Raw genomic sequence first — 22719 nt, 5'->3', positions numbered from 1 at the left:
GCGACCGGTAGGGGCCACGGAAACGGGTCGTTTCGGGCAGTCTGGAACCGGACAGAAGCGCGGGAGTCGCCGGAACCCGGCGGTGGTGGCCGACCGGCTGCCATGTGCTCCCCTCGACAGGACAGGAACAGCGATGAGCCCCACCGATCATGGTCCGAACCCGTATGTCGTCGACATCGAGGAGGCCACCCTCGAGAACGACAACTACCGGACCACCCTGTGGACCGGATCGAACATGCAGCTCACGGTGATGAGCATCAAGCCGGGTGACGACATCGGGCTGGAGGTCCACGACGATCACGATCAGTTCCTGCGCGTCGAGGCCGGTAAGGGCCGCGTGCAGATGGGCCCGGCGAAGGATCAGCTGGACTTCGAGCGTGAGGTCGGCGACGACTGGGTGATCCTCGTGCCCGCCGGCTCCTGGCACAACGTCACCAACATCGGCGACGAGGACCTCAAGGTGTACTCGCTCTACGCCCCGCCCGAGCACGCTCACGGCACCGTCCACCCGACCAAGGCCGACGACCACCACGACCACTGATCGACTCACGCACCTGACCCGGGGGTCCTGTGGCGGCGTCCTCGCCGCCGCCGGGCCCCCGGCATGACACGCTGATGACGTGAAGACGCCGGTACCCGAATATCTGCTCGAGATCCGCGACGCCTGCTCCCTAGGTGACGACGGCCAACTGGCCGATTACATCCCCGAGCTCGCCGCTGTCGACCCAGATCGGTTCGCCGTGGCGGCCTGCACCCTGGACGGGGTCGTCTACACCGCCGGCGACGCCGACGCGAAGTTCACCATCCAGTCGATGAGCAAGCCGTTCATCTACGCTCTCGCGCTGCGTGACCGCGGGATCAGGCGCGTGCTGGAGAAGGTGGGCGTGGAACCGTCGGGCGACGCGTTCAACGAAATCTCGCTGGAGCCGGAGACCGGCCGCCCGGAGAACCCGATGATCAACATCGGCGCCATCACCACGCACACCCTGGTCGGGCCGCTGGACGCGACCGAGATCGAGCGGGACACGGCGGTCCAGGAGGGGCTCTCGGCGTTCGCGGGCCGCCCGCTCGACGTGGACATCACGGTCCTCGATTCAGAACTGCGCACCGCGTTCCGTAACCGTGCCATGGCAAACCTGGTGCGGGCCGGCGGGATCATCGACGGAGACCCGGACGAAGCGGTCCGCGGGTACACCCGGCAGTGCGCCTACACGGTGACAGTCCGAGATCTCGCGGTGATGGCGGTGACCCTCGCCACCGGGGGAGTCAACCCAGTCACCCGCGAACGAGTGGTCTCGGACGAGGTGGCCCGGCAGGTGCTGGCAGTTATGGCCACCTGCGGCATGTACGACGCGGCCGGAGACTGGATGTCGACCGTCGGTATCCCGGCCAAGAGCGGGGTGTCGGGGGGGATCCTTGGTGCGCTGCCCGCCCAGGTGGGCCTCGGGGTGTTCTCCCCGCGGTTGGACGCACACGGGCACAGCGTCGAGGGGGTGCGTGCGTTCGAGCGGATGTCCCGTGACCTCGACCTGCACCTGATGAACACCGCGGTCACCGACGTGGAGGTGGTCCGCTCGGTGCGTTACGACGAGGCCACCGATCGGCGCACGTTCCGGCTGCAGGGCGCGATGACCTTCGCCAGCGCCGAACTCGTCCTGCGCCGCCTCGCCGAGATCCCGCCCGGCCCGGGCGAGGTGACCATCGACCTGAGCCGGGTGCCCTCAGTTAACACGAGCGCCCGCCGGATGCTGCTCGACGGGATGCGCCGCCTGGCCGCGGACGGTCATACGGTGGGCCTGGCCGACCCGGGCCGGCGACTACCCGACCCGGATCTCGGGGACGGGACGCGGCCCGTTTACCGGCGCGCGGCCCGCTGAACCACGCTCCAGCCGCTGAACCGCGCCCCGACCGTCACACTCGGCGCGACCGGTCACCGCACCCGGAAGTGGGAGCGGTCGGGCTCGGCGAGCAACTCAGCGAGACGGGCGCGGTCGAACGGGAACAGATCGATCGCGCCGCCGGAGTGGAAGTACCAGGAGTTGCACCCGGTGTTCCAGACCGTCGGGCCCATCGCGTCGGCCACCTCGGCGTTGAAGTCCGAGGTCGCCTCCTCGGTCACCTCCACCGAGGAGATCCGGCCGCCGCGCAGCAACCCCAACCAGTGGGCGATGTAGCGGGCGGTGAGCTCCGCGGTGTGCTGCAGGGAGATGGAGCCGGTCGGGGAGTTGGGGCCGAGGACGGTGAAGGCGTTCGGGAACCCCGGGATCGCCGTCATCCGGTAGGCGCGCGGGCCGTGGCGCCACTCGTCGTCCAGAGTCCGTCCGTCGCGGCCGACGATCTTCATGGGCAACATGTAGTTGTGCGCCTGGAATCCCGTCGCCAGCACGATGACGTCGGCCGGGCGCTCGACGCCGTCGGCCGTCCGGATCCCGCCGGGTGTCACCTCGGCGATCGGCGCCGTCACCAGTTCGGCGTGGTCCTGTTGGATGGCGCGGTAGTAGGTCCCCGAGACCACCTGACGTTTGCACAGCGGCTCGTCGGCCGGGGTGAGTCGCGCGCGCAGGTCGGGGTCGCGGACCTGTAAGCGCAGTGAGAACCGCGCGTAAGCCTGCACCGCGCGTCGTCGCCACGACGGCCGGGTGGTGATGTCGGCGAGGATGCCCGACCCCCACTGCAGCGCCGCGTACAGCGCGCGGTGGGCGGTCGGGAACCGCCGGAGGACAGATCCGACGACGATGAGTTGGCGCACTCCCATCGGGGCCCACAGGATCCACTGTGGCGATCGGACGTGATGCGTGACCGAGGCGGCGTCCCGGACGAGGGCGGACACCACCTGGACGCCCGTGGAGCCGGTACCGAGCACCGCGACGCGCCGTCCGGCGGTGGCCAGCCCGTCCGGCCAGCGCGCGGTGTGGACCACCTCGCCGGCGAAGTCCTCGAGCCCGGGGATCGACGGCACCGACGGGTGGTGGAGCACCCCGGTCGCGAACACCACCACGTCGGCGTGGAGCGTCTCGTCGCAGGCTGTAGTCAGTTCCCAGGCGGCGTCGTCCTCGTGCCAGCGGGCGGCGACGACCTCGGTGCTCGTCCGGATGAACCGGTCCAGGCCGAGATCGTCGACCACCCGGCGGTGGTAGCGCTGGATCTGTCGCCCGTCGGCCCACACGTGCGACCAGTCCGGCTTGGGGGCGAACCCGAACTGGTAGAGCTGCGAGGGCACGTCGCAGGTCAGGCCCGGGTAGCGGTTCCAGTGCCAGACCCCGCCCACGTCGGAGCCTTTCTCGAGCACGGTGACGTCGGTGAAGCCCTGCTCGCGGAAGACGTGCAGGGCGGTGATGCCGGCGACCCCCGCCCCGATGATCACCACGCGCGGTTCGCGCCGGTGGGCAGGACTCATACGCCGGCCCCGTTCGCGGACAGCGCGGCGCGGACGGTCTCCGGCGCGGTCCTCATGGAGTGCTCGAACGCCGCCACCCGCCGGGACGCGCTCATGAAGTGGGCGCCCAGACCGGAGAGGTCGGTGGCGGTGGGCAGGATGGGGATGACGGTGGTCCCGCGGGCCCGGACCGCCGCGACCTCGGCGGCCAGGCCCGCGGACATCGGACGCCGGAGGAGTCGGTACTCGACCGCGCCGCCGAAGCCGGGGACGCGGACGCCGGGCGCCGAGGTCATGGGGGCGACGACGTAGATCAGATCCGCGTCCTCGGGCGAGATCAGGTCCACGGAGGCGGACGAGCCCATACCGCCGTCGACGAAGATCCGGTCTCCGATGGCGACCGGAGGCATCCACCCGGGGGTCGACCAGGACGCCCGCAGCGCCTCGCCGACGGTGGCGATCGGCGAGCCCGGTGCGCCGAACACGACCCGCTCGCCGGCCCGCACGTCATAGGCGATCATCCGGGCGGCGCGATGGGGCAGCCAGGAGCCCACCTCGAAGCCGTCGGCCAGCCGCTGCAGCCACGTCATGTCACCGCGCCCGGTGGGGGCCAGGCCGGTGAGGGCGGCCAGACCGGACTGGGTCCGCAGGAGTCCGGGATTGAGCAGTGGCGGCCCGGGAAGCGGCGGGACGCCGGGCGGCGTGGCCGCGATGTGGCTGCGGAGCCGGGGGTCCTCGGCCTCGCCGCGCTGCATGTCCACCAGTTCGTCGATGCCGACGCCGCCGCCCAGCATGGTCACCAGCTCGGCGCCCGCGGAGGTGCCCTGCAGCACGTCGGCGTCGCGGGGCTCGAAGCCGGTCTGCTCGGCCAGCGCGTGGAGGGCGGCGATCGTCCACGCTGCGCCGATCGTCCCACCGCAGCCGATGACGAGGGCGGTTCGGTTCATCCGGGGTCCCTCCTGGGGTGATGGGGTGATCGGGTGGATCGTCGTGTGGTTAGTGATGTTTAACGGTAGCGCCGATCACCCGGCAAGCGGTTCGGTGAACCGGCGGATCGCCGCCACCACCGCGAGGTAGCGCGGCGACCGTACGGCGTCGAAGCCGTGTTGGGCGCCGGGCAACTCCGCGTAGACCACCGGGTTGGTCGAGGCGGCGCGCAGGTGCCTGACCAGCCGCCGGGAGCCCTTGACCGGGGTGTACGTGTCGAGGGTTCCGTGGATGATCGCGACCGGCGGCGCGCCGGTTGCCTGGCGGCGCACCGGGACGGACGTCTCCTTGGTCGCCGGGCCCAGCCGGCCGTAGTAGCCGTACAGACCGATCGCGCCGGCCAGCGAGGTGTCGACGTCCTCGAAGCCCGGCTGGTATTCCGCGTCGCCCGCCGTCAGCGCGGTCATCATCGCGATATGTGCCCCCGCCGAGCTGCCGGCCACCACGATCGGCGTGGTCGCCGGGATGCCGTGGTCCGGCCCCTCGGCGCGGATCCACTTGATGAGCCGCTTGATGTCCACCAGGTGCTGCGGGAACCCCGACTCGGGGGTGGGCGAGAGGTGGTAGGTGGCGCTGATCGCCGCCCAGCCGCGGCGCGCGTGGTCGAACAGCATCGCCCGCGATTCGCGGCTCGGGGCGCCCGCCCGGAAGTGCCCGCCGTGGATGTGGACGAGCACGCCGCGCGCCGGGGCTCCGTCGGCACAGGTGTAGAGATCGAACCGGTTGGCCGCCGGGTCGGGGCCGTAGACCATGCCCCGGCGGGCGCGGACGCCGCGCGGCACGCTCGGCCACGGCGCGAGCAGTACCGCGGGCCAGGGCGTGCGGTGGCGGGGCGAGGGCGGTGTCGTCGTCGTCGACTTTCCCGCCGTCTCTCCCACCACGTCGTGCGGCTCCGCCAGGGCCCGGTCGAGCACGCGCCCGGCGGCGAGCTGCCGAGCCAACACCAGACCCAGTCCCGCGCAGGTCAGTACCGCCATCCCCACGCCGATCACGTCGGACGGGCGCGTGCTGCGGCGGGCCAGCGCCGGGGCTGTCGCCGCACCCACGAGCACGCCGACGTGCAGCGGCAGCTCCAGCGCCGGCAGGCTCAGCACCCAGCCGGCGGTGGCGGCGGCGAAGGGGCGGCGGATCGGAGTGAGCGCGAGCAGCGTCGATCCCGCGGCGGGCGCGAGCACGGCCGGCAGCGGGCGTCGCGGCGGGCGGGGGATCAGCGGCGTCATGTCAGGCCTCCGGCCGGGGTGCGCGTTCCCAGTCGGCCACCGGGCCCGGCACCAGGTCGAACATCGGGTGCGGGCGGGGCTCCGTGAGCCGCTCCAGCCACGCCGGGTCGCGCGCGGTGACCTTGCCGCGCAGGTGTGCCCACTCCAGCGCGAGCTGACCGTCGGTGAGCTCGAGCCGTTCGGCGCCCGCCGGTGCCACGACGCGGGTGCGGTCGAACCGGTATCCGCGCGCGTCCGCTGCATCCGCCAGCGCGTGCAGCCACGTGGCGATGCCCTCGACCGGATCGGGCAGCGTGCGGAACCGCTCGAGCTGCGGGTGGCTGCGATAGCCGGTGGTCAGCCCGCGGAGCACCTTCTGCGCCAGCAGGCCCTCGCGCCACCCGGCGACCAGCGCGGAGCGGTCGAGGAGGTCGGGGTGGATACTCCACAGGCGCACCCGGTGAGTATAGGGCGCGCGGCACGGTGACCGCGCGTGTGCGCACGCCGCGGCGTCGGAGGCTGCGCTCGTATGGTGGTGGGATCGGTTCGGTGACGGTGCGAGACGGAGGCGACGGGCCATGACGACGACGACAACGCCCACACTCGACGACGTGATGGCCGAGCTCGCGGAGCTCGCCGATGCCCGGATCCGGGAGGTCAACGAGCGTCACGGCGACGATCACGCGGTGAACCTCACCAAGCTGCGTGCCGTGGCCAAGAGGGTGAAGAAGAACCATCCCCTGGCGGTCGAGTTGTGGGGCACCGGCGATTCGGCGGCGCGGCTGCTGGCGCTGCTCATCTGCCGGCCGCGGGAGTTCTCGCCCTCCGACCTCGACGCGATGATCCGCGAGGCGCGCACCCGCAAGGTGCACGACTGGCTGGTGGGTTACGTCGTGATGAAGGGCCCGCACGCCGAGGAGCTGCGGGTGGCGTGGCTGGCCGACGCGGACCCGGTCGTGGCGAGTGCCGGCTGGGCGTTGACCGCGGACCGGGTGGTCAAGAAGCCCGAGGGTCTGGACCTGCCCGCGTTGCTGGACCAGATCGAGGCCGAGATGGCCGGGGCGCACGAGCGACTGCAGTGGGAGATGAACACGACGCTCGCGCAGATCGGGATCGAGAACCCGGACCTGCGGCCGCGCGCGCTGGAGATCGGCGAGCGGCTGGGCGTCCTGCGGGACTACCCGACGCCGGCCAACTGCACGTCCCCGTACGCGCCGGAGTGGATCACCGAGATGGTGCGCCGCAAGGAGGGCTGACGCGGCCGCCCACTGCCGCCCACTGCCGTCGAGTGGTCGGAGATCACGGCGTTCAGTGATCGCCACCTGGGAAAACGTGAAGGGGTTTGACCAAGCGGCGGTTGCTGAGGGGCCGGCCGGTGTGGAGATCGGCATCGCGGTCGGCATTCCGGACGGCCTCGCGGTAGAGGATGTGATGGGCCCGGGCGACGGCGGCGTCCTCCGCATCGGGCGATCGGGTTGGGACCGGCGGGCCTTCGAGGGCGGCCGGGAGCGCGGCGTGCAGCTCGGATGTCAGCGCCTCCGTGCTGACGCGGGCCGGGTCGTACGACGCGGCTCCGGGGCCCCACTGCTGCACGAGATGGCCGATAGCGGGGATGACCGGCGGGAGGCCCAGGTCGCGGCACAGCTCCAGCCAGCCGGAATGCGTGCCGTGGCGGTGCGGCAGCACGAGCGCGTCGAACCCGGCGAGTGCCGCGCACAGGTCGGCATCGGACAGGTGCTCGTGCTCGCGGATCTCGACGGCCGGCCCGAGTCGGTCGAGTTCGATCGCCGCGGCGTGCCGGGGGTGGCCGGGCTCGCGGGCCGCGGCCAGCGCATCTGATCGGACCATCATGACCAGTCGCGTGCCCGGCGGCAGGGCCGCGGCCAGCGGGTGCAGCAGTTCCTCGACGGCGACCCCGGCCCGCAGCGAGCCCAGCACCACGCCCACCGCGCGAGGCGCTGGTTCCCTGGTACGCGCGTGCTGGTCGCAAAGCGTGTCGAGCCGACCCCGACGGTGCGGCTCGGTGATCTCGGGCGGCATGAGCCGGGGATGCGGGATGACGTGCGCGTCCACGCCCCAGTGTCGGCGGATCTCGGCGGCCGCGCCCGCGGTCAGCGTGATGACGGCATCCGCGCCGCGGACCAGGTGTCCGGTGCGCTCGAGGTGCGCCGCGGGGTCGGGCTCGTGGGGGTTGGTCAGATCGTGCACGGTCACCAACAGCGGCAATCCGCGCGCGCCGACCGCGGCGACGAACTCCGCGACCTGCCCGGGGGTGCGGTGCTCGTAGCCGAAGTGAACGTGGACGAGGTCGGCGCCGTCGAGCACCTCGGGGCGCTCCGCGGCCTCCAGCGCCGGGTGCGGCCACCACCGCGCGGGCTCGGCGGGGTCGAGTACGGGATCGGCCAGCACCTCGACGCCGGCGGCCGGGCCGACGGCGTGCCGGACGTAGTCGTGGCCGGCGGGGATGGACAGGACCCGGATCCGTGGGGTCGAGGAGGGGCCGGAGGTCACCCCGCCACCGTGCCCGCCGACGCACGCCGTCGCCACCGCTTGCCGTCGCGGCTGGCCGTGTCAGCCGGTTGCCGCCTCCCCCGGCCCTGCCTACGCTCGCCCCGATGAGCACTCCGGATCAGCCCACGGTCATGGTGATCGGGAACTGCCAGGCCGACGTCTACCGTGACCTCCTGCGCACCTCGCAGGAGGTCGGCGTGATCGATGTCCGACCGGTGTACGAGATGACGGCCCGTGACCTCCCGCGCCTGCACGCAGACCTTGCCCGCACTGATGTGCTGATCGTCCAGCCGATCCGCGACGACTACCGCGACCTGCCCCTGGGCCACCGCCAGCTCGCGGCGCGACTCCCGACGTCGGCCTCCGTGGCTCTGGTGCCGGTGCTGCGCTACGCCGGTCTGCACCCGTACCAGGTGCTGGTGCGCCCACCACGGGATCGCTCGCTCGTCCCACCGATCGCGCCGTACCACGACCTGCGCACCCTCGTGGCTGCCGCGACCGGCGACCACGATCTCCTCGTGGCCGCTCCGACCACCGAGCAGGCCCGGGCCTCGGCGAGTGAGTCCGTCGAGGCGCTGCGTGTCCGCGAGCATGCCCACGGTGCCCTGTCCGTCTCGGATCTCCTCGAGGGCTACCCGCGCTGGCACACCATCAACCACCCCGACCGGCAGGCGCTGGCCACGGTGTTCGACCGCATCCTCGGGCACCTGCCCGCCGGCCTGCTCTCGGATCCGCCCCGGATCAGCGACCGCGAACCCCTGGGCGCCACCCGCGCTCCCGTCGATCCCGCGGTGGAGCGTGCGCTGGGTCTGCCCGAGACCGGGCCCCGCGACTGGCTGGTCGACGGCGTGCCGATACCTGAGCGCGAGATCGTGGACGCCCACCTCGCCTGGTACGCCGCCACCCCGGGCGTGGTCGACGAGGGCCTGCGCAGGCACGCGGCCCGCATCGAATTACTGGGGCTGATGCCCGCGTGATCAGCGCCGACACCGACACCGACGCCGACGTCCCGGCCGACCGGCCACCTCTCACGGTCGCCCTGGGGCCACCCGAGCACGGGGTGACCCGCTTCGCCGTCGACTGCGCCCGCGCCGCCGGGACCACGCTGATCGAGGTCGCCCACGTCGACGACCTGCCCGCCGCCCTGACCGGGCACCCCGGTACGCCCGTGCACCTGCACATCACCGATCCGCTGTTCGGCTCGACACCTGACAAGGCCGCCGGAGTGGTCGAATCGCTGGCGCGTGACCGACCCGTCGCGGTGACCCTGCACGACGTCCCGCAGCCGGCCGAGGGCGCCGAGCGATGCCGGAGCCGGGCCCGGGCCTATCGTCGAATCGCGGCCGCTTCGGGCCTGGTCATGGTGAGTTCCGAGCACGAGCACCGACTCTGCGCGGACGAGGGCATCGCCGTCGACGTCGTCGTCCCGCTGCCTGTTCCCGCGCTGCCCACCCCGGCCCGGACGGGAGCGGCGCCGACCGCTCATGCCGCCCCCTCCCTCGACCCTCGCTCGGTGGGCGTCTTCGGCTTCCTGCACCCGGGCAAGGCGGTTGACGTGGTCGCGGAGGCCGTCGCGCGGCTCGCGGCCGACGGCGACGACCGCGTGACTTTACGCCTGTTGGGCGCGCCGGCCGAGGGGCACGAGGACTACGTGGCCGCCGCGCTGGAGACCGTGCGCGCCGCCGGCGGCCGGGCGGAGGTGACGGGGCGGATCGACGACGACGAGCTCGCCGGCACGCTCGGCGGGGTGACCGTGCCGGTCGCCCTGTTCCGAAACGTCTCGGCCTCGGGCTCCCTCAACACCTGGGCCGCCGCGGGCCGCCGCCCCCTGGTCAGCGACTCGGACTACACCCGGGAGATGGAGCAGATCCGGCCGGGCTCCCTGCTGCTGGCCAGCGGCGCCGATCTGGCCGCGGACCTGGCCGCGACGCTGCGCGCACTCCTCGACGACCCCGCGCCCACCGTGCGCGACATCCCGCCGCCGGGCTTGGACGAGCTCGGGCGGGCGTACGTGCGGGCCTGGCGGGGGTGGCTCACATGAACGGCAGGCCCCCGCTGAGCGTGGACGTGGTGATCCCGTACTACCGGGACCAACGGATGCTCGACCGGATCCTCGCCGCCCTGAGCGGGCAGCGCGGACTCTCCGGGGTCGGGCTTGAGAAGGCGGTGCGCGAACCGGTCGGGAACGACCCGGCTGGACGTGTGCCGGCGGGGCTCGTGCCGGCGGGGCCGCTGGCCATGCAGGTGATCGTCGCGGACGACGGGTCACCCACCCCGCCCTCCGTGCTGCCCGAGGTCACGGTGGTGCGCCAGGACGATCGGGGTTTTCGCGCGTCGGCCGCGCGGCACCTCGGTGCGCAGGCGGGCAGCGGCGAGCTCCTGTTGTTCCTGGACGGCGACACCGTCCCCGGGCCCGACTACGTCGCCACGATGGCCGCCGCCCTGACCGACGCTCCCGACCTGCTGGTCGTGGGCCGCCGCCGATACGGGCGCTTCGGCCCGGCCACTACAGCAGTGGAACCGGAGGCGATCCTGTCCGATCCCGCCTGGCCCGCCGCGTTCTATACCGAGACCCACAACCTGACCCGCGGCGAGGGCCTGTGGCGCGGAGTCCTGTCCGCGGTGTGCGGCCTGCACCGCAGCCTCTACGACCTCGCCGGGGGATTCGATCCGGGCATCATCGGCTACGGCGGCGAGGACTGGGACCTGGCCTGGCGCTGCGAACAGGCCGGCGGTCGTCTGCGCTACCTCCCCGACGCCGTGGCGTGGCACGACGGCCCGGACTGGGCGGGCCGCGCAGACGCCGCGGACGGCCGGGACGACGTCCGACACCTGGCCCAGAAGAATGCCGAGACCGCCCGCCTGGCACCGCTCATCGCCTCGCCCTACACGCGCCCCGCCGGCGGGATCTTCGCCCTCCCGTCCATCGCGGTCCACGTCCATGCCGCGGGGTCTGCGTTCTCCGGGGCCGGCTCCGCCGCCGCGACCTGCGTCTCCCTGCTGCGCTGGGGCGATGTAGTCGTGACCGTCGACCCCGCCACCTCGGACTCCGGGGTGATCGCGGGCCTGTTCGGCGAGGACCCACGGGTCGATGTGGGGGAGCGCGGCCGGTGGTGGCGGCGCGGTGGGCAGGGGGCGGGTCCTCGTCGTCGTCCCGACATCCTGGTCGACATCCACCGCCCTTGTGCGCTCGGGGATCTCCCCGTGGAGCGGTTGCGCGCACTGTGCCCACCCGTCGGGAGCGTGAGGATCGACGACGACGAGGGCCGCACCCTCGCCTACGTGCGCAGGTCGCGAGCACTGGCGCGCGAGCAGGAGTGGGGTGAGCGGCCGCCCGACCCCGTGTGGGTCGCGGCGCGGGACCTCGGGATCAGGCCACCTCGCGACGACGGAACAGGAGTGCGACTCGAACGCGTGGTGGGTGGCTGGTGAGAGCCGGGGGTGTCGCTCCGGTGGCGGAGGGCCCCCCGGGGGGCCACGATCGATGACCTGGCACACCCGGAGGGCCCGGGGAGCTCCGTCAGCGGCAGGGGGATCGTGGACATCCGAAGTGAGGACCGGCTGGACATCGCCGTGATCGGCCCATCGAGGTTCCCCATCCGCGAGCCGTTCGCCGGCGGTCTCGAGGTGGTGGTGGCCAAGGAGGTGCGGGCCCTGCGCGACCGCGGGCACCGCGTCACCCTGTTCGCGGCGGCCGGCAGCGAGGACCACGACCGGCGGTTCGAGTTCACGACCATGGCCGCGGCCACCGGCTTCGGCGACAGCTTCTATCCGCCCGGCGGCTACGAGGCCGACGCGGCCGAGTTCGACCGCCTGATGGACCACCTGGCCGGGTCCACGTTCGACGTGATCCTCAACCACAGCCTCAGTCACGTCCCGCTCGTGCGGGCCGCCGACATGCCCGCGCCCGTGATCACGACGCTGCACTGCCCGCCCCTGGCTGCGATGCAGGAGGCGTTCGACCGGCTCGGGTCCGCGACCGGGCAGGTCCTCGCGGTGAGCCGCTCGGTGCTGAACTCGTGGCAGATCCCGCACGGCGCCGAGGTCCTGCCCAACGGCGTCGACATGAAGATCTGGTCGCCCCGACCCGCGCGCCCCGGTCCGCACCGAGCAGTGTGGATGGGGCGGATCGTGCCCGAGAAGGGGCCGCACCTGGCCGTGGAGGCGGCCCGCCGGGCAGGCCTGGAACTCGATATCGCGGGCCGCGTCGGCGACCGCGATTACATGAACAGAATCCTGGCCCCACGACTGCACGCGGCCGGCGAGGCCGTCCGCTTCCACGGACCGCTCGGCCGGGACGCGTTGGTCCCGCTGGTGGCCGGGGCATCGGTCGCGCTGGTGACCCCCTGTTGGGAGGAGCCGTTCGGACTCACCTCCGTCGAGGCACTGGCCTGCGGCACCCCGGTCGTCGCGCTGGCCCGCGGCGGCACCCGTGAGATCCTCAGCGGACAGCCCGGGGTGGTACTGGTCAAACCGGGCCCCGACCCGGCGTCGGCGCTGGCCGCGGGCATCCCCGCCGCGCTGACCATGGACCGGACCGCGACCGCCCGGGCGGCGGCCGCGGCCTTCTCCCACGACGCCCGCATCGACTCCCTCGAGGCCCGGTTGCGCGGACTGCCTGTGGGGGCGGCCCTGTGATAGGTATCTACGCCCACCATCAGGGCAGCGGCCACCTGCAGCGGGCCCTGGCGGTGGCGGCCGAACTCCGTGACGAGGTCACCATCCTCACCTCGGCGCCGGTCGCTCCCGGCATGAACCCCGACCCGAAGCGCGTGCGCATCCTGCCGTTGCCGCTGGACCACGACGGGTCGGCCACGGGAGTCGCCCCGACCGCCGGGGGCCGCCTGCACTGGGCGCCGGTGCACCAGCCGGGTCTGCGCCGCCGCATGGCTCTTCTCGCCGAATGGATCGACCGCACCGAGCCGGCGCTGCTGTGGACCGATATCTCCGTCGAGGTCACCCTGGCCGCCCGGCTCACCGGCACCCCTGTCGTCGCCACGGTTCTGCCGGGCCGCCGCGACGACGCCCCGCACGCCCTGGCCCACGGCGTGTGTTCGGCCCTGGTCGCGGGCTGGCCACGCTCGGCCGGCGCTCCCGTGCCCGCGGGCGCGGACCGACCCCTTGTCCCGGTGGGCGGGGTCTCCCGATTCGCGGGCCGGGATCCGGCAGACGCGCGCTCCGTTGCTCGCGGGCGGGGCCGACCCCGGGTGCTGCACCTGCGCGGCTCCGGCGGCGACGCCGCGGACCCGCGTTGGGACGCGGTTCGCGCCCAGCTGACGGAGGTTGACTGGGAGTCGCTCGGTGGGCCCGGCGGCAGATGGGTCGCCGACCCGTGGGACGAGATGTGCCGCGCGGACGTGGTGGTCAGCGCTGCCGGGCAGAGCTCTATCGCCGACCTCGCCGCCGCCGACGCCCACGTGGTGGCCGCGCCCGAGGCGCGGCCCTTCGACGAACAGGATGCCACCGCGGCCCACCTCGAGCGGGTCGGACTCGGCGCGGTGGTCCGACGCGAGGACTCCGTGAAAGACCTCGTCGCCGCGGTGCGACGGGCGCTCGAGCGGGCCCGATCCACCCCGGGCTCAGGGTCCGGTCTGCGGGAGGCATGGGAGGTCGACGGCGCAGCACAACGGCTGGCCGGGGTGCTGGAGTCTGTCGCTCGGGAGCCCGACGCGCCGAGGCCCTTCGTGCTGGAGCCCGTCGCGCAGGGGCTTGTCGCGCAGGGGGCCGGGCGATGAGCGCGGGGGCCTCGATCGCCGTGGTGACCGTGTGCACTCCCGGGCGCATTGACCACCTGCGCTCCCAACGCGAGGCTCTCGCGGCGAACCTGCCGGAGGCCCGGCACGTGGTGGTGCTCCCGGAGCGTCCCGGCAGCGCGGAGCTGGCTGCCGAACTTGCCGAGCTCGGCGCCATCACGGTGGAACTCCCGGCCGGGCCCGACCTGCCCGTGGCGCGATCACGCAACCTCGGCGGAGACCGCGCGGCCGAGCTGGGGGTGGACCTGATCGTCTTCCTGGACGTGGACTGCATGCCCGGCCCGGACCTCGGCTGCCGCTACGCCGAGATCCCCGACGGGGCCGTGGGCCTGGGACCGGTCACCTATCTGCCCGAGTACACCGGCGCTCCCGACCCGGCCGACCTGCCCGGGCTCACGGACCCGCATCCTGCGCGCGATTTCCCGGCCCGGGGCACGCGTCCGCTGGAGCCGGACGAGTACGGGATGTTCTGGTCACTGTCCTTCGCCCTGCGGCCCGGGTTGTGGCGGTATATCCGCGAGGACTTCGGCGGCTTCGACGAGACATTCACCGGCTACGGCGCCGAGGACACCGACTTCGGGCGCCGACTGCTCTACCGCCGCGTGCCCGTGGTGCTGGTCGCGGGGGCGCACGCCTATCACCGCTGGCACCCCGTGTCCGAGCCGCCGGTCGACCACCTGGACGACCTGCTCCGGAACGGCGCCCACTACGCCCGGCGCTGGGGGGAGTGGCCGGCGCCCGGCTGGTTCGCCGAGTTCGAGCGGAGGGGGCTGGTCCGCCGGGACGGTGAGGACTGGGTGCGCACGGGCGACTGACGCCGGGTAGCCGCTGGGCCCGTCGGCGCTCTGACCTGGGGCGACCTGCACGCCGCGAGCAGGGCACCCCGGGGCGGTGTCAGCCGAGGAACGCCTTGTCCGAGAGCGTGGCGCCCTTGATGTTGGCGAACTCCTTGAGCAGATCCTGCACGGTGAGCTTGGACTTGGTGGCGGCGTCGGACTCGTAGACGATCCGCCCCTCATGCATCATGATCAGCCGATTGCCCAGCCGGATCGCCTGCTCCATGTTGTGCGTGACCATGAGCGTGGTGAGCCCGCCCTCGCGGACGATCCGCTCGGTGATGGTGGTGACCAGCTCGGCGCGCTGCGGGTCCAGGGCAGCGGTGTGCTCGTCGAGGAGCATGATCCGCGGCTGTGTGAACCCGGCCATGAGCAGCGAGAGCGCCTGCCGCTGCCCGCCGGACAGCAGCCCGACCTTGGCGGTGAGGCGATCCTCCAGTCCCAGCTCGAGCATCGCGAGGTCCTCGGTGAACCGGGCGCGCCGCTTCTTGTCGAGGCCCGGCCGCAGCCCCCGCCGCTTCCCCCGCAGCAGCGCGAGGGACAGGTTCTCCTCGATGGTGAGGTTCGGCGCGGTCCCCGCGAGCGGGTCCTGGAAAACCCGGCCGACGTACTTCGCGCGCTTGTAGTCGGGCATCCGGTTGACGTTGACACCGTCGATCTCGATGACCCCGCTGTCCACCGGCAGCCGCCCGGCCACGGCGTTGAGCAGGGTGGACTTGCCGGCACCGTTGGAACCGATCACGGTGACGAAGTCGCCCTCGGCCAGCGTGAGGTCGAGCCTGTCGAGGGCCCGGCGCTCGTTGACGGTGCCGGGGAAGAACGTCTTGGAGATGGAGTTGACGGTCAGCATGGCGGGGTCACCCTTCTCCTGTCGCGGACCCGGCGCCGGAACCGGCCCCGGTACGTGCTGGGCTCGAGCCCGCCGCGACCGCGGCCCCGGGGGTGTCCCGCGGCTCGCGGCCGGAGCCCGGGGTACCGGTCAGGGACCCGACGGCCCGCCCGAACGGGCCCAGGAGCCCCCTCCAGCGGGGGAGCAGCAGCGCGATCACGACGAGCAGCGCGGTGATGGCCTTCATATCGTTGGGGTTCAGACCCACCTCGAGCGCCGCGAAGATGATCAGGCGGTACAGGACGGCGCCCACGACCACGGCGAACACCGCGAGCCACAGGGTGCGCTGGCTCAGCACGGCCTGGCCGAGGATTACCGAGGCCAGGCCCACCAGGATGAGACCGATGCCCATGGAGATGTCGGCGAACGCCTGGTACTGGGCGATGAGGGCACCGCACATTCCCACGAAGCCGTTGGAGATGGCCAGCGTGAGGGTCTTAGTGAAGTCGGTGGAGACACCGAACGAGGAGATCATGGGGCCGTTGTCGCCGGTGGCGCGGATGGACAGCCCCAGGTTGGTGTTGAGGAACCAGATGACGACCAGGCCGAGCAGTATGACCGCCACGGCCAGGATCCCCACGCCGCCCCACGTACCGAGGAGCCCCGCGTCCTTGAGGGGTGTGAACACGGTGTCCTGCCGCAGGAGCGGGACGTTGGCCCCGTCCATGATCCGCAGATTGACCGACCACAGGGCGATCATGGTGAGGATGCCGGCCAGCAGACCGTCGATCTTGCCCTTGGTGTGCAGCAGCCCCGTGACCGTGCCGGCCAGGAACCCGGTGACGAACCCCGCGAGGGTCGCGAGCACCGGGTTCCAGCCGGCGAGGATGGCGATCGCCGCGGTGGCGGCGCCGGTGGTGAAACTGCCGTCGACGGTGAGGTCGGGGAAGTTGAGCACACGGAAGGTGAGGAACACCCCCAGCGCCATGACCCCGTAGATGAGGCCTACCTCGACGGCGCCGATCACTTGCGGTCAGCCTCGGCGAGGATGGCCTCGGGAATGGTCACGCCCTGGCGCTCGGCGGCGTCCTCGTTGACCACGTAGGTGAACTCGGTGGCGGTCTCCACCGGCATGGTGGCCGGGTCCGCGTCGTCGCGCAGGATGCGCAGCGCCATCTCACCGGTCTGGCGACCCAGCTCGGTGTAGTCGATGCCGATCGTGGCGACGGCGCCGCCCTCGACGGTGCCCTCCTCGGCGGCGATCACGGGGATCTGCTTGGACTCCGCGATCTGGACCAGCGAGGCGATGCCGGAGACGACCATGTTGTCGGTCGGGACGTAGATCGCGTCCACGTCGCCCAGGGCCTCGACGGCCTGCTGGATCTCGTTGACGGTGGTGACGGTCTGGGTGGAGATCTCCAGGCCCAGCGGCCCGGCGGCCTCCTCGGCCTGGTCGACCTGCACCTGCGAGTTGACCTCGCCGGAGGCGTAGACGATGCCGACCTTCTCGGCGTCCGGCACGATCTCCTTGAGCAGCTCGAGCTGCTCGGTGATCGGGGCGGCGTCCGAGGTGCCGGTGACGTTGGCGCCCGGCTCTTCCATCGAGTCGACCAGCTCGGCCTGGACCGGGTCGGTGACGGCGGTGAACAGCAGCGGGACGTCGGTGATGTTCTGGGCCATCGCCTGGGCGGCCGGGGTGGCCACGGCCAGCGCCAGATCCAGGTCGTCGCCGGCGAACTGCTGCGAGATGGTCAGCGCGGTGGCCTGCTCGCCGTTCGCGTTCTGCTCGTCGAACTCCGCGTCCACCCCGGCGTCCTCGAATGCCTGGATGAACCCGGCCGTCGCGGCGTCGAGTGCCGGGTGCTGGACGAGCTGGTTGATGCCGATCTTGTAGCTCTCGGAGCTGCCGCCCTCCCCGCCGTCGTCGCCACCGGAGCAGCCGGTGAGGACGAGCGCCGAGGTGGCCACCAGTCCGGTGAGGAGCTTCGCGCGTGAGAATGCCATGTGCTACGCCTTGTCTACGTCTCACGAGTGACCGTGAGGGGCCGGATGCGTGAACTTACTGGCCTCACAGGGTACTCGGTAGGTACGACGCGGCATGGCCGGACTCTCCTCACCGGCCGTGCGCGATGCCCGCTCCGCCTATGACGCGGCGGTTTCCGCCTCGGCTAGTTCCTGCTTCCAGGTGCGGAAACCTTCCTCGCTGCGGCCCCGCCGCCAGTACCCGGAGATCGAGGCCCGCGCGGCGGGCACGCCCCGTTCGCGACGCAGGTACGGACGCACGTGCTTCATCACGGTCTCGGCCTCGCCGTGGACGAATACCTGCACGTCACCACCGGGCCAGGACAGGCCCCGGACCGCGTCGACGAGCGGTGCCTCGCCGTCGATGACCTCCGCGCCGGCGTCCGCCGAGGAGGCCCCGCGGTGCAGCCAGGTGATCTCCACGCCCGCCGGCGCGGTCAGCGCCAGTTCATCGGCGCGGCCGCCCACCTCCAGGAACACCGCTCCCTTGGCGTCGGCCGGCAGGGACTCCAGCGCGGCGGCGATCGCCGGGACCGCGGTCTCGTCGCCGGCGAGCAGGTGGAAGTCGGCCGCCGGGTCGGGCTGGTAGCCGCCGCCCGGACCGCGCACGGCGACCTCGGTGCCGGCCGTGACGGTGCGAGCCCAGGGCCCGGCGACGCCCTGGTCGCCGTGGACCACGAAGTCGATCCAGATCTCGCGCGCCGCGGCATCGACCCGGCGGACGGTGTAGGTGCGCACCACCGACTCCTCGCCGTGCGGCAGCTCGAGCTTGACGTAGCTGTCCGTCTCCTCGCGGGCCGCGAACCCGTCGAATCCCTCACCTCCCAGAATCACCCGCACCAGGTGGTCGCTTACCTGCTCGGTGCGAAGAACGGTGAGGGTGACCGGGGTGCGGGACTTGGGGCTGGTGGACTGAGGGGCGCTGGCCAACGGAACTCCTGACATGCTGAAAAAGAGACAGTTAGGGCAGCCTATCCTTTTTCGGGGATTCGTGCCGTCGGCGGGGGATCGCTCGGCCCGCGGCTGTAGGTTCGGTGCAGTGCCCCGGAATCGTCCCACCCCTGACTATGTGACCGGACCGGTCACGCGAGTCCTACGGATCGCGTCGCTGCTCGGCATCGTGGCGCTCACCGCCTACGTCCTCGTGCGGTACCCCGCGCTGCCGGACGTCGTCCCGACGCATTTCGATTTCCGCGGCCAGCCCGACGACTTCGGCAGCAGGTCGAGCCTCCTGTGGCTCGCGGGCGGCGGGCTGGCGCTCGGCCTTCTCACGGCGTGGCTGTCCACCAAGCCGGACGTGCTCAACTACCCCGGCGAGATCACGGAGGCCAACGCCCAGCGGATCTACCGCGAGGGCGAACGGATGATGGTGTGGGTCCTGGCCGGCCTGACGGTGGTCTACCTGGGAATCTGCCTCCAGACCTTCGCCGGCGCGGGATCGGCCGTCCTCGTGGTGGGGCTCGTCGTGCTCATGGGCTCGACCCTCGCCGGTCTCATCCGCCTGTCCATCGCGGACAGCCCGGGTTAGACCGCACGCCCCCGCCGGTCAGCGCCCCGGGGCCGCAGGGCGACCACCTCGCCGTCGGCACCCGCCCGCGCGCCCAGCGCGGCGAGGCGCCGGTCGAGCACGTCCGGCGGCGGATTGTGGTGGCCCAGATGCACGCCCACGACCGCGGTGACCCCGTCCACCGCGCCCACCTCGCGCAGCCGGTCGAGCATCGCTCCGAACCGCGGCAACCCCAGGTGGGACGCCGAGATCTCCTCGCGGTCGCCGAGGGTCTCCTCGAGGAACACCGCGTCGAACCGTGCACCGCGCACGGTCTCGAACCAGTCCGGCTCCCACGGCCCGGTGTCGGTGGCCCACAGCAGGCGCGCGCCGTCGGGGCCGGTGATGTCGTAGAGCACCGCGTCGCCCCGGCGGAACACCTGGTGCTGCGCAGGCAGCACGCGCACGTCGTACCGGCCCACCCGCACGCGATCCCCGGCGGCCACCGGCGTGAAGCGCACCGGATCATCCGGCCCCACCCACGGCCGACACACCTCGAGCGCGTCCGCGGGCCCGACGATCTCGAGCTCACCCAGCCCCTCGACCCAGGACCGCATGAGCAGTGCCTGGGGTCCGAGGTGATCGAAGTGGGCGTGGGTGATGAGCAGGTGCGTGACGCCGGCGAGTGTGCGCCCGTGACGCACCACCGCGCCGGGGGTCTCGGGGCCGCAGTCGATGAGCAGGTCGTCGTCGACAAGCGCGGAGGTCTGGCCGCGCACCACGCCGCGCGCTCGTGCCGCCTCGCACGAGGCGCATCGGCAGAACGGCGACGGCCACCCGTCCGCCGCGCCCGTGCCGACCAGCAGGACCTCTATCACGCCGGCCCCCGCACCGGCAGCACCGCGGGCCCGTCGGCGCGACGCACCACCTCGACGCGCGCGCCGTAGACCTGCGCGATCCGCTCGGCCGTGAGCACCTCGCCGGGCCGCCCGTCGGCCACCACGCGCCCCCGGTCGAGCAGCACCAGGCGCTCGCCGTACTGCGCCGCGGAGGTGAGATCGTGCATCGCCGCGACCACCGTCAGCCCCGTCTCGCGACGCAGGGAATCGACCAGGTCGAGCACCTGTTGCTGGTGGCCGATGTCGAGCGCGCTGGTCGGCTCGTCGAGCAGGAGGACGCGCGGCTGTTGGGCGAGCGCGCGGCCCAGGACGACCCGCTGGAGCTCGCCGCCGGACAGGGTGGTGGCGATGCGCCCGGCGAGATCGTGCAGGTCGAGCCTGTCGATGACGGTGTCGACGACGACGACGTCGTGGGCCGACTCCGTCCCGAACCGCGGGATATAGGGGGTACGTCCCAGGCTGATCAGTTCGCGGGCCGTCACGCCCTCGGGGACGACCGGCCGCTGCGGCATCAGCGCGACGGTGCGGGCGACCCGGCGACGTCCGCCGCGCCGCGGGGTGACGCCCTCGACCTCGAGATGGCCCGTCGAACCAATGAGGCCCGCCAGAGCGAACAGCAGGGTGGTCTTGCCGGAACCGTTGGGACCGACCAGCGACACCCACGCGCCGGCGGGGACCGACAGGTCGACGCCGTGCAGGACCGGCGTGTTGTCGCGGGAGACGTGCAGGTCACGGCAGGCGACGGCGGGCTCCCCGGCGCGGGGCGTGGCGGCGTCGGGTAGGCGCGGCGCCTCGTCGTCGGTCATATCTGCCCCCGGCTGCGGCGAAGGACGAACAGGAAGAACGGGGCGCCGATCGCGGCGGTCACCACGCCGATCGGCAGCTCGGCCGGACTCATGGCGGTGCGCGCCGCGACGTCGGCCAGGACCAGGAACGCCGCACCCACCAGCAGTGACACCGGCAGGAGCAGGCGGTGGCCGGGGCCGATCACCATGCGCACCGCGTGCGGGATCACGATGCCGACGAACCCGATCAGACCCGAGACGGACACCACCGCGGCGGTGCCGAGCGTGGCCACGCTGATGAGCACCAACCGCACCCGCGACGGGGAGATGCCCAGGGTCGCGGCCTCCACGTCGCCGACCGCCATCACGTCGAGCATGCGGCGGAACAGGAAAATCACTGCGACCGACACGATCACGTACGGCAGGACCCGCGTGACGTCGGCCCAGCCGCTGGTGGTCAGCCGGCCGAGCATCCACGAGTAGACCTGTCGCAGCGTGTCGTCGTGGCGCTGCATGAAGAAGGTCTGGATGGCGCTGGCGAACGCGGCCACGGCCACGCCGGCGAGGATGATCACCACCTCGGTGCGGCCACCGCCGACACTGCGGCCCAGCGCATAGGTGGCCAGGACGGCGATCATGCCGCCCGCGAACGCCGCCGGCGGGACCATCGTCGAGGCCGCGGCCCCACCCACGACGATCGCCAGCGTGGCGCCCAGGCCGGCGCCGCTGGACACGCCCAGCAGGTACGGGTCGGCGAGCGGATTACGGAAGACGCCCTGGTAGGTGGCGCCCGCGATCGCCAGCATCGCGCCGACGATCGCGCCCAACACCACGCGCGGGATGCGGATCTCCCACAGGATGACCTGCTGGCGCAGGGTGAGGCCGGAGTCGACCGACACGAGCGGGAGCCGGTCGAGCAGCTCCAGCAGCACGCCGCCCGCGGTGAGACCGGCGGGCCCGACGAGCGTGCCGGCCAGGAGCGCCGCCAGCAGGACCAGCGTCGCCCCGCCCAGCACCAGGGCGCTGCGGGACGACGGCCGGGTCACGGCGCGGGCTGGGGCGCCGGGCTGTTCGCGGGGATGGCCGTGACGATCGCGGCGACCTCGCGCATGAAGTCCACGACGCGCGGGCCCCAGCGGCTGGCCAGGTCCTCGTCCACCACGTAGACGTGGCCCTCGCGCACCGCGGTCATCTGGTCCCAGCCCGGCCGCTGCGCGACGGACTCGGCGGTCACGCCGCAGCACTGGCCGTCGGCGAGCAACACCACGTCCGGGTCGGCCTCGAGGATCAGCTCCTCGGACAGCTGCGGGTACGGGTCGCTGCCGGTGGCGATGGACGTCAGGCCCAGCATCGAGTAGATCTCGCCGATGTAGGTGTCGTCGGTGACGGTGTAGTAGGTGTCGTCGAGCTCGTGGAAGTACGTCAGCGGGGTCTCGCGCTGCGGCACCGACGCCACGATCTCGTCGATGTCGACCTGCATCTGCGCCACCAGTTCCGCGGCCTCGCCGACGTGACCGGTGACGGCGCCGACCTGCTCGAGCTGACTGTACGTGTCGTCCAGGGTCGCGGCCGCGGGCAGGACCAGCACCTCGACTCCCGAACGCTCGAGCCCGGCCACGACGTCGTCGTTGTCGTCGGACAGCACCACCAGATCCGGGCCGTAACCGAGGATCGCCTCGAGGTTGGGCGTGTAGCCGGACAGCTCGGTGACCGGCGCGTCCTCCGGGAAGTCCGAGCGCTCGTCCACGGCCACCACCTGCTCGCCCGCGCCCACCGCGAACAGCATCTCGGTGGTGGTGGGGGTCAGCGACACGATCGACTGCGGGTCGCCGCCGGTGGCGGAATCGTTCGTGGCGGCCTCGTCGTCGTCACCGACGCCGCAGGCCGTGGCCAGGAGCACCAGGGCCGCCAGGGGTGCGGCCAGCAGCGCGCGGGCACGTGGGTGGTGCATGGCATCCTCCGATTCGCGGAGGACGAAAGCAGCTCGGGCCGCGGCGGGAGGGCCGCTGCACGCAACCGTCCTTCGTCCGAGGTCA

The 22719-nt window shown here is 72.6% G+C and carries 23 protein-coding genes; 10 read left to right on the top strand and 13 right to left on the bottom strand.

The annotated features are described in order from the left end of the window. The first annotated feature begins 133 nt into the window (after nucleotides 1-133). Together K3888_RS05655 and K3888_RS05650 are read left to right on the top strand one after the other, a co-directional pair. On the top strand, nucleotides 134-541 hold the full coding sequence (locus tag K3888_RS05655; protein WP_230929273.1) for a cupin domain-containing protein: 408 nt from the start codon (nucleotides 134-136) through the stop codon (nucleotides 539-541). Nucleotides 542-620: 79 nt separating this feature from the next. Next, a complete protein-coding gene (locus tag K3888_RS05650; RefSeq protein ID WP_230929272.1) occupies nucleotides 621-1877 on the top strand; it encodes a glutaminase in 1257 nt (418 codons plus the stop codon). Between the two features lie 53 nt (nucleotides 1878-1930). Here K3888_RS05650 and K3888_RS05645 read toward each other — a convergent pair whose 3' ends face one another. From K3888_RS05645 to K3888_RS05630, 4 genes are all read right to left on the bottom strand, one after another. After that, nucleotides 1931-3397, bottom strand: a complete 1467-nt coding sequence (locus K3888_RS05645; RefSeq protein WP_230929271.1) for a flavin-containing monooxygenase — start codon at nucleotides 3395-3397, stop codon at nucleotides 1931-1933. Continuing rightward, a complete protein-coding gene (locus tag K3888_RS05640; protein ID WP_230929270.1) occupies nucleotides 3394-4323 on the bottom strand; it encodes a patatin-like phospholipase family protein in 930 nt (309 codons plus the stop codon). The genes K3888_RS05645 and K3888_RS05640 overlap by 4 nt, the downstream gene beginning before the upstream one ends. Before the next feature lie 75 nt (nucleotides 4324-4398). Then, on the bottom strand, nucleotides 4399-5583 hold the full coding sequence (locus tag K3888_RS05635; protein WP_230929269.1) for an alpha/beta hydrolase: 1185 nt from the start codon (nucleotides 5581-5583) through the stop codon (nucleotides 4399-4401). A 1-nt stretch (nucleotide 5584) separates the two neighbouring features. Further along, nucleotides 5585-6019: a pyrimidine dimer DNA glycosylase/endonuclease V gene (locus K3888_RS05630; protein ID WP_230929268.1), complete on the bottom strand. Its 435-nt coding sequence runs from the start codon at nucleotides 6017-6019 to the stop codon at nucleotides 5585-5587. A 121-nt stretch (nucleotides 6020-6140) separates the two neighbouring features. Between K3888_RS05630 and K3888_RS05625 the strand changes: the two genes are divergently transcribed. Next, a complete protein-coding gene (locus K3888_RS05625; RefSeq protein ID WP_230929267.1) occupies nucleotides 6141-6818 on the top strand; it encodes a DNA alkylation repair protein in 678 nt (225 codons plus the stop codon). Between the two features lie 52 nt (nucleotides 6819-6870). On the opposite strand, the gene K3888_RS05620 is transcribed toward K3888_RS05625, so the two are convergent. Next, the gene (locus K3888_RS05620; RefSeq protein ID WP_230929266.1) at nucleotides 6871-8073 is read right to left on the bottom strand and encodes a glycosyltransferase; all 1203 of its coding nucleotides are present in this window, start codon (nucleotides 8071-8073) and stop codon (nucleotides 6871-6873) included. A gap of 104 nt (nucleotides 8074-8177) precedes the next feature. Between K3888_RS05620 and K3888_RS05615 the strand changes: the two genes are divergently transcribed. The 6 genes from K3888_RS05615 (at nucleotide 8178) to K3888_RS05590 (ending at nucleotide 14641) form a co-directional block, all read left to right on the top strand. Continuing rightward, nucleotides 8178-9050 carry a WcbI family polysaccharide biosynthesis putative acetyltransferase gene (locus tag K3888_RS05615; RefSeq protein ID WP_230929265.1) on the top strand — a complete coding sequence of 291 codons (873 nt, stop codon included), beginning with the start codon at nucleotides 8178-8180 and terminating at the stop codon, nucleotides 9048-9050. After that, a complete protein-coding gene (locus K3888_RS05610) occupies nucleotides 9047-10114 on the top strand; it encodes a glycosyltransferase (RefSeq protein ID WP_230929264.1) in 1068 nt (355 codons plus the stop codon). The genes K3888_RS05615 and K3888_RS05610 overlap by 4 nt, the downstream gene beginning before the upstream one ends. Further along, a complete protein-coding gene (locus K3888_RS05605; RefSeq protein ID WP_230929263.1) occupies nucleotides 10111-11505 on the top strand; it encodes a glycosyltransferase in 1395 nt (464 codons plus the stop codon). Before K3888_RS05610 ends, K3888_RS05605 begins: the two co-directional genes overlap by 4 nt. Before the next feature lie 105 nt (nucleotides 11506-11610). Beyond that, nucleotides 11611-12711 (top strand): glycosyltransferase, encoded by a 1101-nt coding sequence (locus K3888_RS05600; RefSeq protein WP_230929262.1) that lies wholly within the window; start codon nucleotides 11611-11613, stop codon nucleotides 12709-12711. Continuing rightward, nucleotides 12708-13808, top strand: coding sequence for a glycosyltransferase (locus tag K3888_RS05595; protein ID WP_230929261.1), 1101 nt, complete (start codon nucleotides 12708-12710; stop codon nucleotides 13806-13808). The genes K3888_RS05600 and K3888_RS05595 overlap by 4 nt, the downstream gene beginning before the upstream one ends. Then, nucleotides 13805-14641 (top strand): glycosyltransferase family 2 protein, encoded by an 837-nt coding sequence (locus K3888_RS05590; protein WP_230929260.1) that lies wholly within the window; start codon nucleotides 13805-13807, stop codon nucleotides 14639-14641. Before K3888_RS05595 ends, K3888_RS05590 begins: the two co-directional genes overlap by 4 nt. A gap of 79 nt (nucleotides 14642-14720) precedes the next feature. Here K3888_RS05590 and K3888_RS05585 read toward each other — a convergent pair whose 3' ends face one another. The 4 genes from K3888_RS05585 to K3888_RS05570 all read right to left on the bottom strand — a co-directional run bounded on the left by K3888_RS05585 (nucleotide 14721) and on the right by K3888_RS05570 (nucleotide 18443). Then, on the bottom strand, nucleotides 14721-15512 hold the full coding sequence (locus K3888_RS05585; RefSeq protein ID WP_230929259.1) for an ABC transporter ATP-binding protein: 792 nt from the start codon (nucleotides 15510-15512) through the stop codon (nucleotides 14721-14723). A 7-nt stretch (nucleotides 15513-15519) separates the two neighbouring features. Beyond that, complete coding sequence (locus K3888_RS05580; protein WP_230929258.1) at nucleotides 15520-16518, bottom strand: ABC transporter permease; 999 nt, start codon at nucleotides 16516-16518, stop codon at nucleotides 15520-15522. Further along, nucleotides 16515-17495: an ABC transporter substrate-binding protein gene (locus K3888_RS05575; protein ID WP_230929257.1), complete on the bottom strand. Its 981-nt coding sequence runs from the start codon at nucleotides 17493-17495 to the stop codon at nucleotides 16515-16517. Before K3888_RS05575 ends, K3888_RS05580 begins: the two co-directional genes overlap by 4 nt. Before the next feature lie 138 nt (nucleotides 17496-17633). Then, nucleotides 17634-18443 (bottom strand): siderophore-interacting protein, encoded by an 810-nt coding sequence (locus K3888_RS05570; protein ID WP_230929256.1) that lies wholly within the window; start codon nucleotides 18441-18443, stop codon nucleotides 17634-17636. Between the two features lie 139 nt (nucleotides 18444-18582). On the opposite strand from K3888_RS05570, the gene K3888_RS05565 reads away from it, so the two are divergent. Further along, complete coding sequence (locus tag K3888_RS05565) at nucleotides 18583-19041, top strand: DUF1648 domain-containing protein (protein ID WP_230929255.1); 459 nt, start codon at nucleotides 18583-18585, stop codon at nucleotides 19039-19041. Here the strand turns inward: K3888_RS05565 and K3888_RS05560 are convergent. From K3888_RS05560 to K3888_RS05545, 4 genes are read right to left on the bottom strand one after another with little or no spacing between them, the layout of a single operon-like run. Continuing rightward, nucleotides 19038-19877 carry an MBL fold metallo-hydrolase gene (locus K3888_RS05560; RefSeq protein ID WP_230929254.1) on the bottom strand — a complete coding sequence of 280 codons (840 nt, stop codon included), beginning with the start codon at nucleotides 19875-19877 and terminating at the stop codon, nucleotides 19038-19040. The two genes, K3888_RS05565 and K3888_RS05560, sit on opposite strands and share 4 nt — an antisense overlap. Continuing rightward, nucleotides 19874-20704 carry an ABC transporter ATP-binding protein gene (locus K3888_RS05555; protein WP_230929253.1) on the bottom strand — a complete coding sequence of 277 codons (831 nt, stop codon included), beginning with the start codon at nucleotides 20702-20704 and terminating at the stop codon, nucleotides 19874-19876. The genes K3888_RS05560 and K3888_RS05555 overlap by 4 nt, the downstream gene beginning before the upstream one ends. Beyond that, nucleotides 20701-21729 (bottom strand): FecCD family ABC transporter permease, encoded by a 1029-nt coding sequence (locus K3888_RS05550; RefSeq protein ID WP_230929252.1) that lies wholly within the window; start codon nucleotides 21727-21729, stop codon nucleotides 20701-20703. Before K3888_RS05550 ends, K3888_RS05555 begins: the two co-directional genes overlap by 4 nt. Continuing rightward, nucleotides 21726-22634 carry an ABC transporter substrate-binding protein gene (locus K3888_RS05545; RefSeq protein WP_230929251.1) on the bottom strand — a complete coding sequence of 303 codons (909 nt, stop codon included), beginning with the start codon at nucleotides 22632-22634 and terminating at the stop codon, nucleotides 21726-21728. Before K3888_RS05545 ends, K3888_RS05550 begins: the two co-directional genes overlap by 4 nt. Nucleotides 22635-22719 lie beyond the last annotated feature (85 nt).

It is taken from the genome of Dietzia aurantiaca (assembly GCF_021033825.1).
Lineage (GTDB): Bacteria > Actinomycetota > Actinomycetes > Mycobacteriales > Mycobacteriaceae > Dietzia > Dietzia aurantiaca.
This window is presented reverse-complemented; position numbering and strand designations above follow the sequence as displayed.

Bases quoted from the DNA above. Each gene is read 5' to 3' on its own strand.
- K3888_RS05655 (WP_230929273.1), top strand. From the start codon at position 134: ATGAGCCCCACCGATCATGGTCCGAACCCGTATGTCGTCGACATCGAG.
- K3888_RS05645 (WP_230929271.1), bottom strand. From the start codon at position 3,397: ATGAGTCCTGCCCACCGGCGCGAACCGCGCGTGGTGATCATCGGGGCG.
- K3888_RS05640 (WP_230929270.1), bottom strand. From the start codon at position 4,323: ATGAACCGAACCGCCCTCGTCATCGGCTGCGGTGGGACGATCGGCGCA.
- K3888_RS05635 (WP_230929269.1), bottom strand. From the start codon at position 5,583: ATGACGCCGCTGATCCCCCGCCCGCCGCGACGCCCGCTGCCGGCCGTG.
- K3888_RS05625 (WP_230929267.1), top strand. From the start codon at position 6,141: ATGACGACGACGACAACGCCCACACTCGACGACGTGATGGCCGAGCTC.
- K3888_RS05615 (WP_230929265.1), top strand. From the start codon at position 8,178: ATGAGCACTCCGGATCAGCCCACGGTCATGGTGATCGGGAACTGCCAG.
- K3888_RS05605 (WP_230929263.1), top strand. From the start codon at position 10,111: ATGAACGGCAGGCCCCCGCTGAGCGTGGACGTGGTGATCCCGTACTAC.
- K3888_RS05590 (WP_230929260.1), top strand. From the start codon at position 13,805: ATGAGCGCGGGGGCCTCGATCGCCGTGGTGACCGTGTGCACTCCCGGG.
- K3888_RS05585 (WP_230929259.1), bottom strand. From the start codon at position 15,512: ATGCTGACCGTCAACTCCATCTCCAAGACGTTCTTCCCCGGCACCGTC.
- K3888_RS05575 (WP_230929257.1), bottom strand. From the start codon at position 17,495: ATGGCATTCTCACGCGCGAAGCTCCTCACCGGACTGGTGGCCACCTCG.
- K3888_RS05555 (WP_230929253.1), bottom strand. From the start codon at position 20,704: ATGACCGACGACGAGGCGCCGCGCCTACCCGACGCCGCCACGCCCCGC.
- K3888_RS05545 (WP_230929251.1), bottom strand. From the start codon at position 22,634: ATGCACCACCCACGTGCCCGCGCGCTGCTGGCCGCACCCCTGGCGGCC.